The organism is Nitrospirota bacterium (assembly GCA_016207885.1).
Classification (GTDB): Bacteria; Nitrospirota; Thermodesulfovibrionia; order UBA6902; family UBA6902; genus JACQZG01.
On record JACQZE010000030.1, the window covers coordinates 39,391 to 56,455 of the forward strand.

Consider the following 17,065-nt stretch of genomic DNA (forward strand, 5'->3'; position numbering starts at 1 on the left):
CCTTTTTAACTCTTAACCTTTAGTTCTTCTGCTTCAAGCCCTTTAAGGAATATCTCGTCAGTAGAGTTGATAAGATATTCTTTCGGTGAGACCTTTACCGTTTGAGAGCCTTTTCTAATGGACCACACAAGAAGCGCAATCAGGATTCCTGTATAACAGAATGCAAAACCATACTGGATATACGGATTGTCAGGGAGAAGCTCAAGCATGTTTTTTGCTTCTATAATACCTTTGGAGAAAAATATCTCCTCAAATTTCTCCCTGTAAAGCGTAAACGGCAGATACCCGAAGAAGAAGCCGGGAAGTGACGCCAGACCTGTGAGATATCCCATTGAAGCCCTCGCGTAAGTTCTTACTTCACAGCCTAACATGAGAACAGCGCCTATGCCGAGAAGCGGGCCCCCGACAAGATGACCAAGGTGAAATCCCCATTTATACCTGCCTGCCTCCACAACTACCGGCAGGTCCCATCCGAAGAATGTCCATGTAACGAGTATCGTTATATTGAACATAACGATGGCTATCATTAACGCCGTAAAAGGCATAAGACCGGTGAACATGGTCTGTGTTATCTTTGCCACTTTCATTGAGTCAAAATGTTTTTTGGACATATGAATGGAATGAGGCGCCATTACGGCGCATTCTGTTCCGAATCCTGTTTTTCCAATGCCGAAGCCGAGAAGAAACCCGACGAACGTCTTGAGAAATATCTCTATCCATGGCAGACGTCCGATACCTTCAGCAGACTCACCTTTAAATGCTGTATAAAAGGCGGATGCCAGCAGCAAAAAGAGGAATGCCGTCAGTATTATTCGAAGGGGGTCTTTGTAGGGATTATACTTCGGGTCGTAACATAATGTGTCATTGGGATATTCAAGCCCGACACAGTGCTTGACAGTTGCATGTTTTTCATGGTGTTTCATATAACCGGCAACACCCAGTTTTGACATAAACATGAACGCAAGAAATGCAAAAGGAACACTCACCAGCGCCACAACAATGGATGTAAGGCTCATTGCCGGGATGCCGCCGAGGTAATGCCATGTAGTGCATCCTTGCGCAAGCCTTGTGCCGAGCCCGAATGTAGCACCGCCGATGAACGCGAGGACAACCATACGAGGGGGATATTTAGCCCATGCCTTGTGTTCTCTTTCGAGGATCGCGACAAGGAACGCTCCAATCAGGATGCCGATTATGATCCAGTGGATATCCGCGTCGTAGAGCCTTGCGATATACTCTGTCCCGGTGATGTTTTCCTCTATTGAGGCGAACATCTTTGCAAGCCCTGTAGTAACAGGTATCGGCGTTTCATACTTAAGGAAATAGATCACCTCAGCAAGCCCGACTACAAATCCTCCCCATACGAACGACCATGGTTTTGTAAATAAATTCTTCATGCGGCCTCCTATGCGCAGCCTGACGTCTTCTGAAATTCTTTAACCTCTTTCACCACATCTTTCATTTTCAACCCTGCTGTGTTTGTAATATCGGTCCAGTTTTTTCCGTCTTTCTTCATTTTGATTATGTCCTTACCCGGTTTCTTGGAGAGGTTTATAATGACTATTGCCGCAAGGGCATCTCCGGGCGTAAGTTCTTTTATTGCGAGTTCAATAACTTCATTGGGAACAGCCTCAAAGAAATAGGCTTTAACCTGATCCCCGAATCTCTTGATCTCTTTTGGCGTAACACGTTTCTTGTTTGTTATCGCTATCCGTTCCTTTAATTCATCTTCTGTGCCTTTTTCAGCGGCTGCGGCAACCTGAACCAACATCGGCAGGATAAGAGAGAATGAGAGGATCAGGGTCAGAAACTTTTTCATTATTCTTGTCTTCATTTTAAGCCTCCTGTTTGTTCAATCGGATAATTTTTTTGAGCAGCCTTGTCAATGGTGCTCTTCATTGCCTCTCCTCCCATATAATCTTTAATCCACGCCGCATAGCCGAATATCATGGTGTATGCGTCATATCCAAGCATTCTCAGGCCCACTACCGGAAGATTCTGAAGCTGTCCGGTAGCGCATACAAGCACAAGCTTTTTATCTTTAGAGAGTTTTGCGAGATTCTCAGGGTTCAAGACAGCGTAGTAGGGGATATGTATTGCCGAAGGGATATGGCCTGAGTTGTACTCGTCGGCATCCGGTCTTACATCCAAAACTGCAAAGTCTGTTTTTCCCGTCTTGATCCACATGTTGACCTCATCTGAAGTAACCTGCCAGCCGCCCTCTTCAGACGCTTTTATAAGCACTTCGGACAACTTCTTTGCCGGGTCGTTCTCTGCAAATACCGGCAGAGCCACAAGGACTGCAACGATTGATACGATAAAACTCGTTTTGAGTCTTTTCATTTGCCTCACCTCCTGTTTTATTTTGTTAGTCATTTCAGTTCGTTGCTTTTCCATCAAATAACCACTTCTGCAATAAAACAATAAGCGCCGGCAGATAGATTATTGTCATTATCGCGCTGAGCAGCATCATGCTGACGATGAAAGCGCCCACTGTGATATACGGTGTTAACGGCGCAAATATCATCACGGCAAAAGATGCCGCAAAGAGCACTGCGTTGCGCATAATTCCTTTTCCGGGTCGCGCGGCAGTCCAGAGCAACGCGTCAGAAAGAGTTTTGCTCCCCTTTGTTTCCGTCATTCGTTGCCTGAGCCTGCTGACAAAATGAATAGCAAAATCCACCGCCATGCCGAGGGAGAGGCAGGAAAGAACAGAGATCGGCATGTCGAAATCCTTGCCGATAAAACCGACAATACCGTATATAAAGAGTATTGTGAAGAGAAGCGGGGTGTATCCGACAACAGCCCATTTGACAGAACGGAAGTCAAAGGCCAGGATGGCAAAGACGGCGAACAAGGCAATAATAAACCCCGTTACCATGTCCCATAACACCTCGTCGTTCCAGACAAGGTTGAAATATGCGATGCCCGACGGCTTCAATTCCATAGCAACAGGATGAGTAGTTTTGTACTCATCAGTCGCCTTAATCACTTCCCTCATAGCCTGCGCGTCCCATGTCTTCAACTGCACCCAGATGTTCGCTTTTCTGAAGGGGTAGTCCACAACATTGTCCAGATCAGCGGGCTTTGCAGACATTGAGAAGAGGAAGATATACTGCCCGATCATCTCCTTTGTCTCAGGGACAATATTATATTTAGGGTCATTGTCATGAAGGACAAGGTTAATCCTCTTCACGTAGTCAACAACTGAGGTCGTCTTGCCGACAACGGAGAGTTTTTCAAGGTGCTGCTGAAGCCCTTCTATATAGCGCATCGCCTCAGGAGTTTTAATGAAATCATCATCTTCCGCAGTCGCGACGACATATGCCATTGAGGTGCCGCCGAGAGAGCTGTTTATGACCGTATCGGCGATGCGTACATCACTGTCCTTCTTGAACCACTCCACCAGATTATTATTGACATTCATTTTTGTAATCCCGACGATTGATATAGCAAAAAGCAGAAGGCCGACAATGACAGTTGCCTTTGGGCTATGCGTGCCTATTGAGGCAAGCTTCTGTAATAAACTCGAAGTCCTGCTTGAGCCGATGTCTTCTGCGTGAGCAATCTTTTCTATCTGCTCATCCTTTACAAAGGTGAACATGGCCGGAATAAAGCTGAAACTCAAGATCCGCAGAACGATAGTGCCGAATGCCACAACACCGCCAAAGACCTGTACCGGGATAATGTTCATAAAAAGAAGCACGCCGAAACCGACTGCTGTTGCCAATGCGGTATTGCGGACAGGGCGGCTCACAGCTCGCATGGTCTCAATTATCGCGGCCTTTTTGTCCTTCTTCTCTCTATAGCGGAAGTAAAATTCGTTGAATATATGCATGCTGTCTGTTGCGATAGCCATAAGAAAGACAGGCGCCATTGAACTCATAATATGAATAGGGTAGCCAAGGCCGATAAGAAGCCCCATGCTCCAGACGATGCTGACCATGGCATCCATCATCAGCGTGATGGAGAGGAAAAGGTCTCTGAACATGAGATACCTGACAAGAAGCATGACCATTCCTGCAATCGGGGCAAAGATCGCCATGAGCTTGAACATCTCAGCTCCGAAGGTATCCCGCGCTACAGGATCGCCTGCTACGTAATATTTTTCATCGCCTGTTTCTTTCTTCAATATCTTTTTTATCTCATCAGCTATCTCTTTTCCATTTGATCCTTTTTCAAGAGGGACATATATGGCGGTAGTCTTTCCGTCTTTTGAGATAATTTTGTCAATGAATAGCGGGTTTTCAAACAGCATCTTATGAAGCTTTTGCATCTCTGCGTCATCTCTCGGAATCTCAGTCATGAGAGGAGCGACCCGCAGTGTGCCTGCTTCGGCAGTCACATTGGTAATAGTCGGAAAGCTGTTTACATCTCTGGCAGCAACGCCCTTAAGTTTTAATATCTCATCTGTGATCCTCTGAACCTTTCCGAGAGTATCTTTGTTGAGAACGCCTTTTTCATTCACAATCCCAACCACGATCATGTCTTCATAAAGGCTGAAGGTCTTTTCTACTTCGTCATTCCACATCCTGACATCAGATGTCTCAGGGAGCATGCTCTTGGGATTTGTGTCAGTTTTGATCTTCGTAAACTGGGTCGCAAACGCAAGGGTAATGATTATCGTGAACAGAACGATCAGTTTCGGATGTTCAACTGAAAATTCAACAAGGGAAAACTTCTTCATCTTTATTTGTCCTCCGGATTTGCAAGAAGTTTAGAATATTCTAAAGTCTGCAAATACCTTGCAAAAAATTATTTTGACTTCGTGAGTTTCCTGGCTATCTGATGTCCTTCCTGAAATTTATCAAGCAGCACTTCTCTCATCAGGCCGCATGCCGTGATTACCTTTTCGTTGGAAACCCTGTAGAAGATATTGTTCTTCTCGCGCCTTGACGTGAGAATGCCCTTTTGTTTCATTATCGCAAGATGCTGGGAGACGTTTGAAGCGGATATGCCGAGTCTGTCGACGATCTCTCCGACACTCAGCTCTTTATCCTCAAGCACGCTGAGTATCTCTATCCTCTTGGCGTTTCCCAGAGTCTTGCATATATCAGCATGTATCTCAAAAAGTTTCTTGCTCATAATTAAAACGTCAGATTCATATCAGCCTTGATAACGACTTCCTTGTAATAAGTTGCCGGGTCTGCGACCTCAACACCATCAACAAAATCATCTTTAGTCATGCCAAAAAGAGGAACGTTTAAAGGACATGCGAGCAGCTTTGCTCCTTCCTTGTAGAGCATGAAAAGCAGATCTTCAACTGTCGGGAGGTTCATGTCATCCATTCTCTTCATCACAGCATCGCCTTCTTCTTTAGGTTGGTCCGGCAGGCAGACAAGTGTGTTTACCTTGTCTTTATGAAGGGCGTTGACCCCGCGCGACCCGAAGAACATTGTGACATTAGCACCTTCTTTCAGGAGACTGTATGCGGTCATGAGGGCATTGTAAACCTGGCACAGCTCATCGTGAAAACACATGATCGAAACGTTTTTAATAACCTTTTCCATTTCACCCCTCCTTATTTTTTTAAACCAACTGTTATTTATTTCCCAGTCAATATCTGATACCACATTCTTAAACCTGTTATGGCGATAATAACTGCAATTGCCATGCGGAGGTATTTGGTATTAACCTTTTTACTCATCTTGCCGCCGAATTGCGCACCCGGGATTGTGCCGATAACAAGCGCTATCGCATATGGCCATAGTATCTGTCCTGTGTACATCTTGCCGATGGTTCCCATGAGTGCGCCTAAAAAGACGATCCCAAGCGTACTGCCTATTACAATGCGTGTCGGGATGTTGAGCAGATATATCATTGCCGGGATGTATATGAACGCTCCAGGCGCGCCGACCATGCCGCCGAAAGAGCCTATCGCAAGGCTTAAAAATATCGATAGCGGTTTGTTATATTGAAGGTCATCAGGCGAGATGTCCTCTCCCTGCTCACGCTTTGGAATGAACATTGTCACTGCAGCGATAACAGCCATTGTAGCAAAGATAGCTAACAGGAAAGAGCTTTTGGAAGTTTTTGAGACGAGAGATCCCGCAAGATTACCGATGGCATTGCATATTCCCATGTAAAGAAGTAGAGATTTGCTGACAAAACGGTTTTTATTATGAACAATAACCGCTGTCAGAGATGCTGACAGAACCTGCACCATGCTTATGGCGGCAACCTGCTTCATGTCAAACTGCCCGACACCTATAAGCGGCGGTATATAGAGAAGAATAGGGATCATGAATATAGCTCCGCCCAAACCGAGCAGCCCGGATAAAAAACCTCCGCCAATGCCAAGTATTACGAGTGTGATCAATAATTGTATTTCCATAGTTCGTTATATCTCCGACAGATTTAATATGTATATAGATATCTCAACGCCGTATTTTTTTGTAATCACCGTACATGGTCTTTTCAAGAAGCATGTCCATTGGTTTTTTTAATAACGATTCTGAGAGCCAGTGTTTTTCAAATATGACCTTTCCTAAATGCCACAATGGAGAAGGTTTGCGCATTATTACTTGAGGGTTCGGGGTAGCGTAGAAATTTCCGGAGCCGAACCCGGCTGTGCCGTCTCCGATCTCTATGAAGCAGCCTCCCTCTCCGGTATATTCCGCTTTTTCTCCGGTTTTCAAAATCTCATTTGCGATATTTTCAGCCACAACCTTTGCTTCAAAATGGGCAAATACTCCTGCCTTGGGAAGCATCAACGGCACACCCGGTTTCCACTCTCCCGGTATCTTAACCTTGGCAACATCACCTATGGCGTAGACATTCTCAAATTGAGTTTTCAATGTGTCTTTGTCCGCAGGTATCCAGTCTTCAGTTAATCCTGATTTCCGGATGACCTCAGGAGATTTATGAGGGGGGACAACTAACAATAAATCATATGATGCCCTTCCCTTATCAAAAGTTATTTCTTTTTTTTCTGCATCTATTGAAGCAACCTTATGCTCAAAATTATGCGCAATCCCCATTTGCTCCAGCATTGCTTTTATCATATTCCCGACAGCAGCCCCGGCAACCGGCATCGGCAGTGTTTCAGGAGCAAATATTTTCACATTAACATTTTTCTCAAGGCCTCTCTTTCTGAAGATATCTTTTAGCAGAAAGGCGGTTTCATAGGGCGCTGCCGGACATTTATAAGGCATGGAAGTAACAAGGACTATAATGTCTCCGCCGGAGAAGTTCTTTATGCGGTCTCTCGCTTTCAGTATCCCGTCTAATGTGTAAATATTGCAGGCATCTTTTTTAAGGGCATCTTCAAGGCCAGGCACTGCTTCAGGAAATAATGAAGCGCCGAGGGAGATCACAAGGTAATCATAGGCGATCTCTTTCTTCTCGGTTTTGACTGTTTTGTTTTGAGTATCGATCCTGAGGATATCTTCATTTATAAGATCAATGCCGCTCTCTATCAGCCTTGAGATGTCTTTCTTTATCTGCTCAGGTTCTCTGCATCCGCACATTACCCAGAGAAATGAAGAGGCGGATATATGTTCTCTGTTTTTATCTACTATTATTATCCGGTGTTCTTTTCCTAATTTCTTTCTGAGATCATTAGCCGTAGTCAATCCACCGACCCCGCCGCCCAAAACTACAATCGTTTTTTCATCGCTTCCCATCCTTCCTCCTTGAATTTGCAACTGAATTATTGCTCACAATAATTATCTCTTTCTTTTGCCGGGGTAGGTGCCTTTTTTTGAAACAGGGCAGCATTTGGGCCCGGGCAGATCCTCGAAGTATTCCTTATTTAATATATGAATGATATCCAATACCAACGGGCTCTTCAGGAAGTAGCATCTTAATCTGCCGTCAATAAAAAAATCGATAATACCGGCGCTCCTGAGCTTTGTTAGATGCTGAGATATATTTGGCTGGCTCACATTGTCAAGAAAGTCTTCAAAATCGCTTACACACTTAACACCATTGGAGAGTTCAGTCAGTATCTTTATCCTGACAGGGTGGGTAATGGCTTTAAGTACCTCAATGCGCGGCAGGATATCTTTTGTCATATTCAAATATTACGATATTTGCATATGATTGTCAACTATATAATTTCCCGGGTGGCAAATCGGTGAAGAGGCTTTGATTACAAACGAATACTGCTGATCTATTTGCGATTTAATAATGCGATTTAATAATGCTTGATATTATGTGTTGAATGATTTATTCTTGTGTTCTATATAGAATAGTAAAATATTTATTGTGTATAATAATTCAGCTAATGGTATAGATTAAGGAGAATATGTTGAATATTTTTGAGAAACTTGGTGACACGGTAATCTATTACCTTGATCAAGCCGGGATGATGGTCATATTTCTCTTTCAATCCATTTATGCCTGCATAAAGCCGCCTTACAAAATTGCCCCTGTAGTCAAGCAGATTTATGTTATCGGCACCCTTTCCGTCTTTGTAGTTGTCTTCACAGGCCTTTTTTCCGGGATGGTACTCGGCCTTCAGGGATTCAACACGCTGAAGAAATTCGGAGCTGAGGGGCTTTTGGGTTCAGCTGTTGCGCTCAGCCTGATAAGGGAACTGGGCCCTGTCTTAACCGCGCTTATGGTTACCGGAAGGGCGGGTTCTGCTATCTGTGCCGAGATAGGCATAATGAGGAACTCCGAGCAGATAGATGCTCTTGAGTGTATGGCGATTGATCCATATAAATTCATAATATCTCCCAAGTTCATTGCCGGGATCATCTCCCTCCCTCTCCTGACAGCGATGTTTGATATCGTAGGGATATTCGGAGGATATCTTGTGGGTGTCAAGCTCCTTGGCACAAACCAGGGGGCGTTCTTTAATACGATGCTGACTGATGTGAAGTTTGACGATATTTATATGGGGCTTGTAAAGTCGCTTTGCTTCGGCCTGATAATAGTATGGATCTCTTCTGCAATGGGTTACTTTGTTCATATGACAAGAGGGGGGGGCTTTGGAGCAGAGGGTGTAAGCAGGGTTACTACAAACGCAGTAGTTCTGTCTTCCGTTTCTGTTCTGGTCTTTGATTATTTTCTGACCTCCATGCTGATTTGATGATTGATAACAACTATATAATACAGATGGTTGACGTTGAAAAATCTTTTGGCACGCAAAAGATACTCAAGGGCCTTAACCTCTCCGTGGTTGAGGGCAGGACTTCTGTCATCGTGGGAGGGAGCGGCCAGGGGAAGAGCCTCACAATAAAGCACATCCTCGGCCTTATGAAGCCTACAAGCGGGCAAGTGCTTGTGTACGGCAAGGATATTAACAAGATCAGCAAAAAAGAGCTTAAAGAGATAAGGTCGGAATTCGGTGTTCTCTTTCAGAACTCGGCGCTTTTTGATTCAATGACGATATTTGATAATGTCGCCCTTCCCCTGAGAGAGAGAACCAGGATGTCCGAGTCTGAGATAAAAGCTGTTGTGAATGAATATCTTGAACTAATGGAGGTCAGGGGGGCGCATGAAAAGTTCCCCGCACAGGTCAGCGGAGGGATGAAGAAGAGGGTAGGGCTTGCGAGGGCGCTTGTTCTTAAGCCCAAGATAATGTTCTTTGACGAGCCTACCACAGGGCTTGATGTGGCGATGAGCAATGAGATATACCGCATCTTTTTCCGCACACAGGCAAAACTCGGGTATACAGCCATTATCGTCAGCCATGATGTGCCGAAAATATTCAAACTGGCTGATTATGTGCTTCTCTTTCACGATGGTATTGTTGAAGGGAATCTTACTCCTGAGGAATTTCAGCTTTCAGACAAGCCTGTTATAAGACAATTTGTTGAGACAACAATGGGAAGATTATATTCAAGTGAAATGGAGGATATTCAATGAAGAGGATAAGTATTGAAACAATTGTTGGAATATTTCTGGTTCTGGGACTGGTCGCGCTTGCGTACCTGTCGGTGAAGCTGGGCGGGATAAGCCTTTTCGGCACAGACCAGTATAAGGTCAGTGCCCGGTTCGGAAACATCTCCGGCCTTACCAAGGATGCAACTGTAGAGATCGCCGGTGTTATCGTCGGCAAGGTATCAAAGGTTAGCCTTAATGGTGATGACTATCAGGCAAAAGTGGAGATGCTTATTAACCCTGACGTGAAACTTCAGGAAGACACGATCGCGTCTATCAGAACACAGGGGATAATAGGCGACAAATATGTAAAACTTTCGCCTGGAGCCTCTGAAGATTTAATAAAGGACGGCGGAGAGATCATTGAGACTGAATCATCGCTTGTGCTTGAAGAGCTTGTAAGTAAATATATGTTTGATAAAGAGTAAATTTTATTAATATTGAGGTGTGACCATGAAACTGTTCAGGTTGATTTTAATAAGTACTTTAATTGTTTTCTTGCTTCAGGTATTTTCAAATTCTTTCGCAGGTGATTCTCCCAAGGCATCTTTGCAGTCCACAATAGACGCTATTTTGGCCCTCTTGCGGGATAAATCACTCTCAACTCCCGACAAGAAAGAGGTGAGGCGTGAAAAGATAAGGGCTTTGCTGAATGAGCGCTTTGATTTTGCCGAGATGGGCAAACGCTCTCTTGCCAATCACTGGAAGGAGCGCACGCCTGCCGAGCAGAAGGAGTTTGTTGCCATATTTTCCGACCTCTTAGAGGCGTCTTATATCGGCAAGATCGAGGGATATACAAATGAGAAGGTGACCTATGACAGTGAGCAGATCAAAGGGGAAGGCAAATATGGACAGGTTGAGACATCCATAGTCACAGAAAAAGTTGATATCCCTATTGATTACAAGCTGATAAATAAAGACGGTAAATGGCTTGTTTATGATGTTACGATAGAAGGCGTCAGTTTTGTCAGCACATACAAGGGACAGTATAATGAGATCATTGTTAAGAATTCTTATGCAAAACTTATTGAGCAGATGAAGGATAAACTGAAAGAGGTAAAATCCACTCTCTGATACACCTGGTCTGCCGGAGACGATATATGAGCGATGAACTGAAAAAGATCATTAATGATTTAAAAGATAAACTCCAGATTTTTCAGTTATTGACTGATAAAGAGCTGGATACGGTCATCCCGTATTTTGAGCGGGTAAAGTATCCTGCCGGCGCCACACTTTTTAAAGAGGGGGATCCCGGAGATTATTTCGGCATTGTTCTGTCAGGCAGGCTTGAGGTAAAGAAAGAGACGGAGTTTAAGGATAAGTCCATAGTGCTTGCATTGCTCGGGAAGGGCTCTTTTACAGGCGAGCTTTCAATGCTCGACGGCCAGGTCCGTTCTGCCGCTGTTGTGGCGCTTGAAGATTCAGAGCTCTTTATTCTTAAGCGCGATACTCTTGATAAGTTCATGGAGGAGTACCCTCACATCGGGATAAAGATACTCAAAGGAATTGTCAGGACAATGTCCATACGCCTTAGAAGGTCTGTTGAGAGGATGGCAACGATCTTCTGATCTCTCACAAGGTAAAAGGGCATGGCGCAAACTGATAGGTACATACTGGATGACGGTTCCAATATAGCAGTAATAGGCGGCGGCCCTTCCGGGACTTTTTTTACGATCTTTGCCCTTAAAATGGCAAAGATGATCGACAAGAAGTTAAATATCACCATCTTTGATCCCAAGGATTTTTCAAAGAGCGGCCCCGCAGGATGTAACAGGTGCGGCGGTGTAATATCCGAACTCCTTGTTCAAACCCTTGCAGTTGAGGGCATCAACCTTCCTGATACTGTTATCCAAAGAGGCATCAATTCCTATAAACTGCACACATTACACGGCAGCGTTGATATTATCACCCCTTCCTTTGAAAAGACTATCGCTACAATCAAGAGGGGAGGGGGGCCTAAAGATATAGACCAGCCAGGCAAGGAGAGTTTTGATAATTTTCTGCTTAAGCAGGCTATTGAACTCGGTGCTGTACACAGGCCATTACGCATTGATAAGATCGAATACAATGGTGATAAGCCTGTTCTCTTTTCTCAGGGTGAAAAGGTGCACGAGTCTGATGTTGTTGTTGGCGCTTTTGGAGTTAATTCTACTGCAGCAAAGATATTTGAAGATATCGGTTTCGGATACAGACAGCCTGAGACAGTAACCACAGCGATTGCTGAATTGGAATTTGGTGAAGATGTTGTTTCCGAATATTTCGGCAATTCCATACAGCTTTTTCTGCTTCCTGTCCCTGGCATGAAGTTTGCCGCCATGATACCCAAGGGGAGTTATGTTACAACATGTATCCTCGGGAAGAACATGGACTCCAACACTGTAGAAAACTTTCTAAACCATGATATAGTCAGGAAGATATTGCCAAAGGGATCGGATGTAAAGCCCAAGTGCCGATGTCTGCCAAAGATGAGCGTCAGCGCTCCTGAAATCCCTTTTACGGACAGGATGGTAATGTGCGGTGATTCCGGCTCAACAAGGCTCTTTAAAGACGGCATTGGCGCCGCATATATAATGGGCAAAGCGGTTGCAAAGACCGTTGTCTTTGACGGTGTGAGCAAAGAGCATTTCAGGGAAGGATATTACCCTGCATATAGGGAGATCAAGGTAGACAATTATTACGGTAGATACCTTTTTTGGATAACAGATCTTTACAAAAAATACGCTATAATGACAAAAGGAATGCTTGCTGTTGTTGAGGAGGAACAGAATGACCCTGATAATCCCAGGATACTGAGCACCATCCTCTGGAATATGTTTACCGGAAATGAGCGTTATAAAAACATATTTAAGACAGCAATAAGTATACCGATGCATATTGATCTTTGGAGAGAATTCGCAGGAAGTATTTTAAGGAGGCGTAAATGAGCTACTCAGACATCGGGAAGGTTTATTCAGATGGCGAGATAATATTTAAAGAAGGCGACAAGGGCGAAAACATGTTTGTCATCCAGTCAGGCAAAGTAAGGATAACCAAAAAAACCGGTTCAGAAGACATGACCATCGCAATCCTTAACGCAGGGGAATTGTTCGGCGAGATGGCGCTGTTTGATAAACTGCCCCGCTCTGCTAATGCCACGGCTGAAGGAGAGGCAAGGATACTTAATATAGATAAAAAGAAGTTCTTTGCAACTGCGAGCAGGGATCCTTCCATGGTATTCAAGATACTTGAGACAACAAGCATGAGGATAAGGAAGCTCGATGATGAGTTTACAAAACTTAAAAAGAGCAGGCTTGATGTTCTTCATGCCTGTATGGATGTTGATGAGACCTGCGCACTTATACTCGACGAGGCAAAGAATATTATCAACACTGACAATGGTTCGATAATGATATTTGATGATAATAAAAAATCCCTGACTATCAAGGCTGCATTCGGGGAGAAGCCGGGCGATGTCATGGAGTTTGCCGTCGGAGAGGGTATTGCAGGAGATGTGCTTAAGACCGGGAAGGCAGAGCTTGTTAATAATGTTTCGCTGGATTCAAGATATGTAAAGGGTGGTGCCAACATACATTCAATGCTTTGTGCGCCGCTGAAGGGCAAGGGTAAGGTCTTCGGCGTGATCAATCTGAGCAACAGCTCTGAAAAAATGTTTACGATAGAGAATCTGAAGATACTCCATACCCTTGCCATATATGCTTCTGTAGCTATTATTAATGCAAAGAGTTTCAGTAAGCTCAGCAGCGCTGCAGAGGATGTTCTGATCCATGCATCAATGCTTGATATGTGAGTTGACAGACATAGACTTCTGAGGGAATTGTTCTGCTTCATTAATGGTTCTGATCTTAATGATGATGAAGGTCAGAATCTTGATAGCTTTGAACTTTTATATTCAGACGGGTTATTTGTAAAAAGAAGCGTCCCGTCATCCATTACAACTTTGTAAATCTTTGCAGAAATATCCTTGCCGGTGACAGGTCTATTTGTATTATCTCTGCTTGAATTATTGCCTCCATTGGGTTTTCCTTCATATATAGAAAGAACTTTACTTACATAATCTTCAGTTTCAGGGAATGCAGGCACCCCCCCGTAATCCGTAACAGTGCCGGGCCCGGCATTATATGCGGCAACGGCAAGCGGAAGGTCAGTGAACATATCGAGCAGAAAACGGAGGTATTTTGTCCCGCCATCTATATTTTCCTCAGGATCAAAGGGGTTGATCACCCCCATATCTTTTGCCGTATCAGGCATGAGCTGCATAAGCCCCATAGCGCCCTTATTTGAAACAGCATTTTTTCTCCAGTTGGATTCTACAGTTATTATGGCTTTAATTAAAGAAGGGTCTACGCTGTATTTTGATGATTTGTTATTGATTATCTGGTCGTAGTATTCGCTGCCGCTGTTATAATTTTTATAATTATTTACTTTTTTGCTTTTCTTGTGCGGTTTTTCCTGAGGAACATTGGTAAATAGAACAACCCCGTTTTTATCTACATACTTATATATGTCCCCGTATGATAACGAAAATGACAGGAGAACGGCCGAAATTATTAAAGTGAAACAAACTTTCAGCATAATAAAATATACCAGTTAATGGTTATGGCGGTCAATTTTATATTAATATCCTTTTGCCATATTTAATAATTCACTCAAACATATCATAGTTTTGTCATGTAATTTAATTATGAATTTTCCCTGATATTTTATTTATTTGAATTGTTAAGATTCGATTATATTTTTATATGGCTTTTTTACTTGACTAAGACCCTATTGATATGAGAAAATTTCAGCACATTATGTTAATGGAAAGAAAGGATTTATCCCTTTTTATTTTTTTACTTTTATAACTATAGTATAAGGAGGTATTAATGCGTAGATCAATGTCTTATCTGTTACTGCTTTTCATTTTTATCATTGTCGTTGGATTAACGGCAACCCAGTCATTTGCCCAGGATAATTTGCAAAAAGGTATTGCAGAGTACAATGCTGAAAATTATGACGAGTCCCTTCAGTTATTTAAAGAGGCAAGGCGGGAACAGCCCGGCTCTTCAACTGCCGCATACTATCTCGGGCTTGCCTATGAACAGGTCGGCCAGCTTGACGATGCTGTAGTGCAGTACAAAGATGCAATCAGTATCAAGCCGTCTGAAAAAAAGGCATACACAAAGCTGTTGGAGGTTGTTTATGTCCAGAATGACCTTGCCGGCGCAAAGAGTTATCTTGCACAGGCCGTGGAAGACGGGGTCAGTCCTGCTGACCTTTCGTTTTTAAACGGTATAGCCTATCTTCTGGAAAACAAAAACAGCGATGCTATAGCAGCCTTTAATAATGCTAAAGAGCTTGACACTTCTTTAGCTCAAAGAGCGAATTTATACATAGGGATAGCATATGCCCGGGATAACGAGTTAGATAAGGCAAGCGCAAGCCTTAATGCTGCTGTTGCCATTGACCCCGCATCTGAGCTTGCATTCTATGCTATGGAGCAGCAGAGTGCCCTTGCCGGCTTAATGGACAAGCGGCAGGCATGGAATTTTATGTTAAGCGCCGCAGTTCAGTATGATGATAATCTTGTTATAAAGCCCTTAATGGATATCCCGGGAGTTGCAGATGTTTCCGGTGAAGAAGATGTCAGCATTGCAGCCATATTTGATGCTAAATACAGAAGAAAATTTGATGGCCCGTGGTTTTTAAATGCGGGTTATAAGTTTTATTCTAACAATTACAGTGAATCCCATACCCATAATTATCTGGTTCAGAAGTTATCAGTAACCCCGGGTTATAATTTAAGCGCGGGCAATATTTTTCTCCCTGTGGAATTGCAACATGTATTTATTGATAACAAACAATATGCATATCTCGTTTCTATCAATCCCACTATAAAGTTCATAATGGATGTCGGGCATATCGGCGAGTTTTCTCTTGGATATCTTCGAAGGGATATGTTAGATGCTCCTTCTTCCAATGCCGATGACAGGGATGGTGATGTTTACAGCGCCGGCATCGGTTATCAGCACCCTACTCACGAAGGCCATGGCTTATTTAAAGCAGGCTACGAACTTTCCAAGGACTATACTGACGGTGAAAACTGGTCTAACATCGGCAACAGGCTTAATATCGGAGCGATCATTCCATTAAAGGATAAAGTAGACCTTACTCTTACAGGTGATGTTTTTCTACAGGGGTATGAAAAAATAAATGATACCAAGAGAAGGGACAGGACTTATAACGGGTCGGCAAACGTGAAGTGGCAGGTAAAGAACGACATAAGTCTGAATTTTCAGTATGCTCATACAAGGGCAGACTCAAACGTCTCTCTTTATGATTACAGACGAAACGTATATACAACGGCAGTTGAATATAACTTTTAATGGGGGGCATGATGGCAAATATAATGGATAATAGGTTAAAGATAAAGTATATCTTTTTTGTTATTGCTGCGGCAGCCTGCCTGCTTTATTCCAGGGCTGAAGCGGCTGAAGCGGTGGGTAAGTTCACATCAGTAGAAGGCAGGGTTGACGTGCTGAGAGGCGGGGAGCTTCCTTCGATTGCAGTAAATGCCGGAGATGTTATCTACATAAAAGATACTGTGAGAAGCAAGAGCAGTTCAACCGCCCAGATATTATTCAATGACGGCAACGTCCTGACCATTGAGCAGAGGAGCAGGATAAACATAAGCGAGTATTACTCTGATGGTTCATCAGATGGGGTTATTGGCCTCTCAAAGGGTAAAATAAATGTTGTTGTTGCCAAAGATCTGCTTAAGGATGCGGGCAGCACCTCAGGCAAAAAATTTGAGATACATACGCCGAATGCGGTAGCAGGCGTCAGGGGCACATGTTATTCGGTCGCGTTTTCCAATTTATTTACTTTTGTTAATTCTCAAGGTGAAAGAAAATGTTCAAAACCGGGTAACGTCTATGTTTACAATATAAACAATGTGGAATATGTTGTAATTGTTCCGCCGGATGGGTATGGTTTTGTTCCGGGAGAAGGCTATCCGGTTGTCACGAATGATCCTGTTTTCGGCGATCCAGCTATAGCGCCTCCCGCAGGCTGTAACGGCGCTTTTTGCATTGCATTGCCTCTTATTGACTTCCCTATGAATATACGCGGCAAACAGGGTGACTTTGAATTGCTTGAAAAGAACCCGCTTCCGCCGAGCAATGATTAAGGTGAATATATGAACCGTCAATTTAGAAGATTATATAATTATTTCAATATAAATAGAGGGAGATCA

19 protein-coding genes are annotated in these 17,065 nt (G+C 43.5%); 9 read left to right on the forward strand and 10 right to left on the reverse strand.

Features of this window, described 5'->3' with window-relative positions; genetic code table 11:
• Positions 1–5: 5 nt before the first annotated feature.
• From HY807_11935 to HY807_11975, 9 genes are all read right to left on the reverse strand, one after another.
• On the reverse strand, positions 6–1,397 hold the full coding sequence (locus tag HY807_11935) for a YeeE/YedE family protein (GenBank protein ID MBI4827108.1): 1,392 nt from the start codon (positions 1,395–1,397) through the stop codon (positions 6–8).
• 8 nt (positions 1,398–1,405) lie between these two features.
• Complete coding sequence (locus tag HY807_11940) at positions 1,406–1,834, reverse strand: hypothetical protein (protein ID MBI4827109.1); 429 nt, start codon at positions 1,832–1,834, stop codon at positions 1,406–1,408.
• A complete protein-coding gene (locus HY807_11945) occupies positions 1,831–2,343 on the reverse strand; it encodes a rhodanese-like domain-containing protein (GenBank protein ID MBI4827110.1) in 513 nt (170 codons plus the stop codon). Before HY807_11945 ends, HY807_11940 begins: the two co-directional genes overlap by 4 nt.
• A gap of 34 nt (positions 2,344–2,377) precedes the next feature.
• Entirely contained in the window at positions 2,378–4,687 is a 2,310-nt protein-coding gene (locus HY807_11950; protein ID MBI4827111.1) for an MMPL family transporter, read from the reverse strand.
• A 68-nt stretch (positions 4,688–4,755) separates the two neighbouring features.
• Positions 4,756–5,085: a winged helix-turn-helix transcriptional regulator gene (locus tag HY807_11955; GenBank protein MBI4827112.1), complete on the reverse strand. Its 330-nt coding sequence runs from the start codon at positions 5,083–5,085 to the stop codon at positions 4,756–4,758.
• A gap of 2 nt (positions 5,086–5,087) precedes the next feature.
• Positions 5,088–5,510 (reverse strand): DsrE/DsrF/DrsH-like family protein, encoded by a 423-nt coding sequence (locus HY807_11960; GenBank protein ID MBI4827113.1) that lies wholly within the window; start codon positions 5,508–5,510, stop codon positions 5,088–5,090.
• Positions 5,511–5,545: 35 nt separating this feature from the next.
• A complete protein-coding gene (locus HY807_11965) occupies positions 5,546–6,334 on the reverse strand; it encodes a sulfite exporter TauE/SafE family protein (protein ID MBI4827114.1) in 789 nt (262 codons plus the stop codon).
• A gap of 43 nt (positions 6,335–6,377) precedes the next feature.
• Positions 6,378–7,625, reverse strand: a complete 1,248-nt coding sequence (locus HY807_11970; GenBank protein ID MBI4827115.1) for an NAD(P)/FAD-dependent oxidoreductase — start codon at positions 7,623–7,625, stop codon at positions 6,378–6,380.
• Between the two features lie 42 nt (positions 7,626–7,667).
• Positions 7,668–8,015 carry a winged helix-turn-helix transcriptional regulator gene (locus tag HY807_11975; GenBank protein MBI4827116.1) on the reverse strand — a complete coding sequence of 116 codons (348 nt, stop codon included), beginning with the start codon at positions 8,013–8,015 and terminating at the stop codon, positions 7,668–7,670.
• 233 nt (positions 8,016–8,248) lie between these two features.
• On the opposite strand from HY807_11975, the gene HY807_11980 reads away from it, so the two are divergent.
• Genes HY807_11980 through HY807_12010 form a run of 7 tightly spaced genes read left to right on the forward strand, consistent with a single transcriptional unit; the run spans position 8,249 to position 13,618 of the window.
• On the forward strand, positions 8,249–9,037 hold the full coding sequence (locus HY807_11980; GenBank protein ID MBI4827117.1) for an ABC transporter permease: 789 nt from the start codon (positions 8,249–8,251) through the stop codon (positions 9,035–9,037).
• Complete coding sequence (locus tag HY807_11985) at positions 9,037–9,816, forward strand: ATP-binding cassette domain-containing protein (GenBank protein ID MBI4827118.1); 780 nt, start codon at positions 9,037–9,039, stop codon at positions 9,814–9,816. Before HY807_11980 ends, HY807_11985 begins: the two co-directional genes overlap by 1 nt.
• Positions 9,813–10,259 (forward strand): outer membrane lipid asymmetry maintenance protein MlaD, encoded by a 447-nt coding sequence (gene mlaD / locus HY807_11990; GenBank protein ID MBI4827119.1) that lies wholly within the window; start codon positions 9,813–9,815, stop codon positions 10,257–10,259. Before HY807_11985 ends, mlaD begins: the two co-directional genes overlap by 4 nt.
• Before the next feature lie 25 nt (positions 10,260–10,284).
• Complete coding sequence (locus tag HY807_11995; GenBank protein MBI4827120.1) at positions 10,285–10,905, forward strand: ABC transporter substrate-binding protein; 621 nt, start codon at positions 10,285–10,287, stop codon at positions 10,903–10,905.
• Between the two features lie 26 nt (positions 10,906–10,931).
• Positions 10,932–11,399 (forward strand): cyclic nucleotide-binding domain-containing protein, encoded by a 468-nt coding sequence (locus tag HY807_12000; protein ID MBI4827121.1) that lies wholly within the window; start codon positions 10,932–10,934, stop codon positions 11,397–11,399.
• A gap of 21 nt (positions 11,400–11,420) precedes the next feature.
• Positions 11,421–12,755, forward strand: coding sequence for a hypothetical protein (locus tag HY807_12005; GenBank protein MBI4827122.1), 1,335 nt, complete (start codon positions 11,421–11,423; stop codon positions 12,753–12,755).
• Positions 12,752–13,618: a cyclic nucleotide-binding domain-containing protein gene (locus tag HY807_12010; protein ID MBI4827123.1), complete on the forward strand. Its 867-nt coding sequence runs from the start codon at positions 12,752–12,754 to the stop codon at positions 13,616–13,618. The genes HY807_12005 and HY807_12010 overlap by 4 nt, the downstream gene beginning before the upstream one ends.
• 71 nt (positions 13,619–13,689) lie before the next feature.
• Here HY807_12010 and HY807_12015 read toward each other — a convergent pair whose 3' ends face one another.
• Positions 13,690–14,403, reverse strand: a complete 714-nt coding sequence (locus tag HY807_12015) for a lytic transglycosylase domain-containing protein (GenBank protein ID MBI4827124.1) — start codon at positions 14,401–14,403, stop codon at positions 13,690–13,692.
• A gap of 293 nt (positions 14,404–14,696) precedes the next feature.
• Between HY807_12015 and HY807_12020 the strand changes: the two genes are divergently transcribed.
• Positions 14,697–16,196, forward strand: a complete 1,500-nt coding sequence (locus tag HY807_12020) for a tetratricopeptide repeat protein (GenBank protein MBI4827125.1) — start codon at positions 14,697–14,699, stop codon at positions 16,194–16,196.
• A gap of 23 nt (positions 16,197–16,219) precedes the next feature.
• Positions 16,220–16,999, forward strand: coding sequence for a FecR domain-containing protein (locus HY807_12025; protein ID MBI4827126.1), 780 nt, complete (start codon positions 16,220–16,222; stop codon positions 16,997–16,999).
• Positions 17,000–17,065 lie beyond the last annotated feature (66 nt).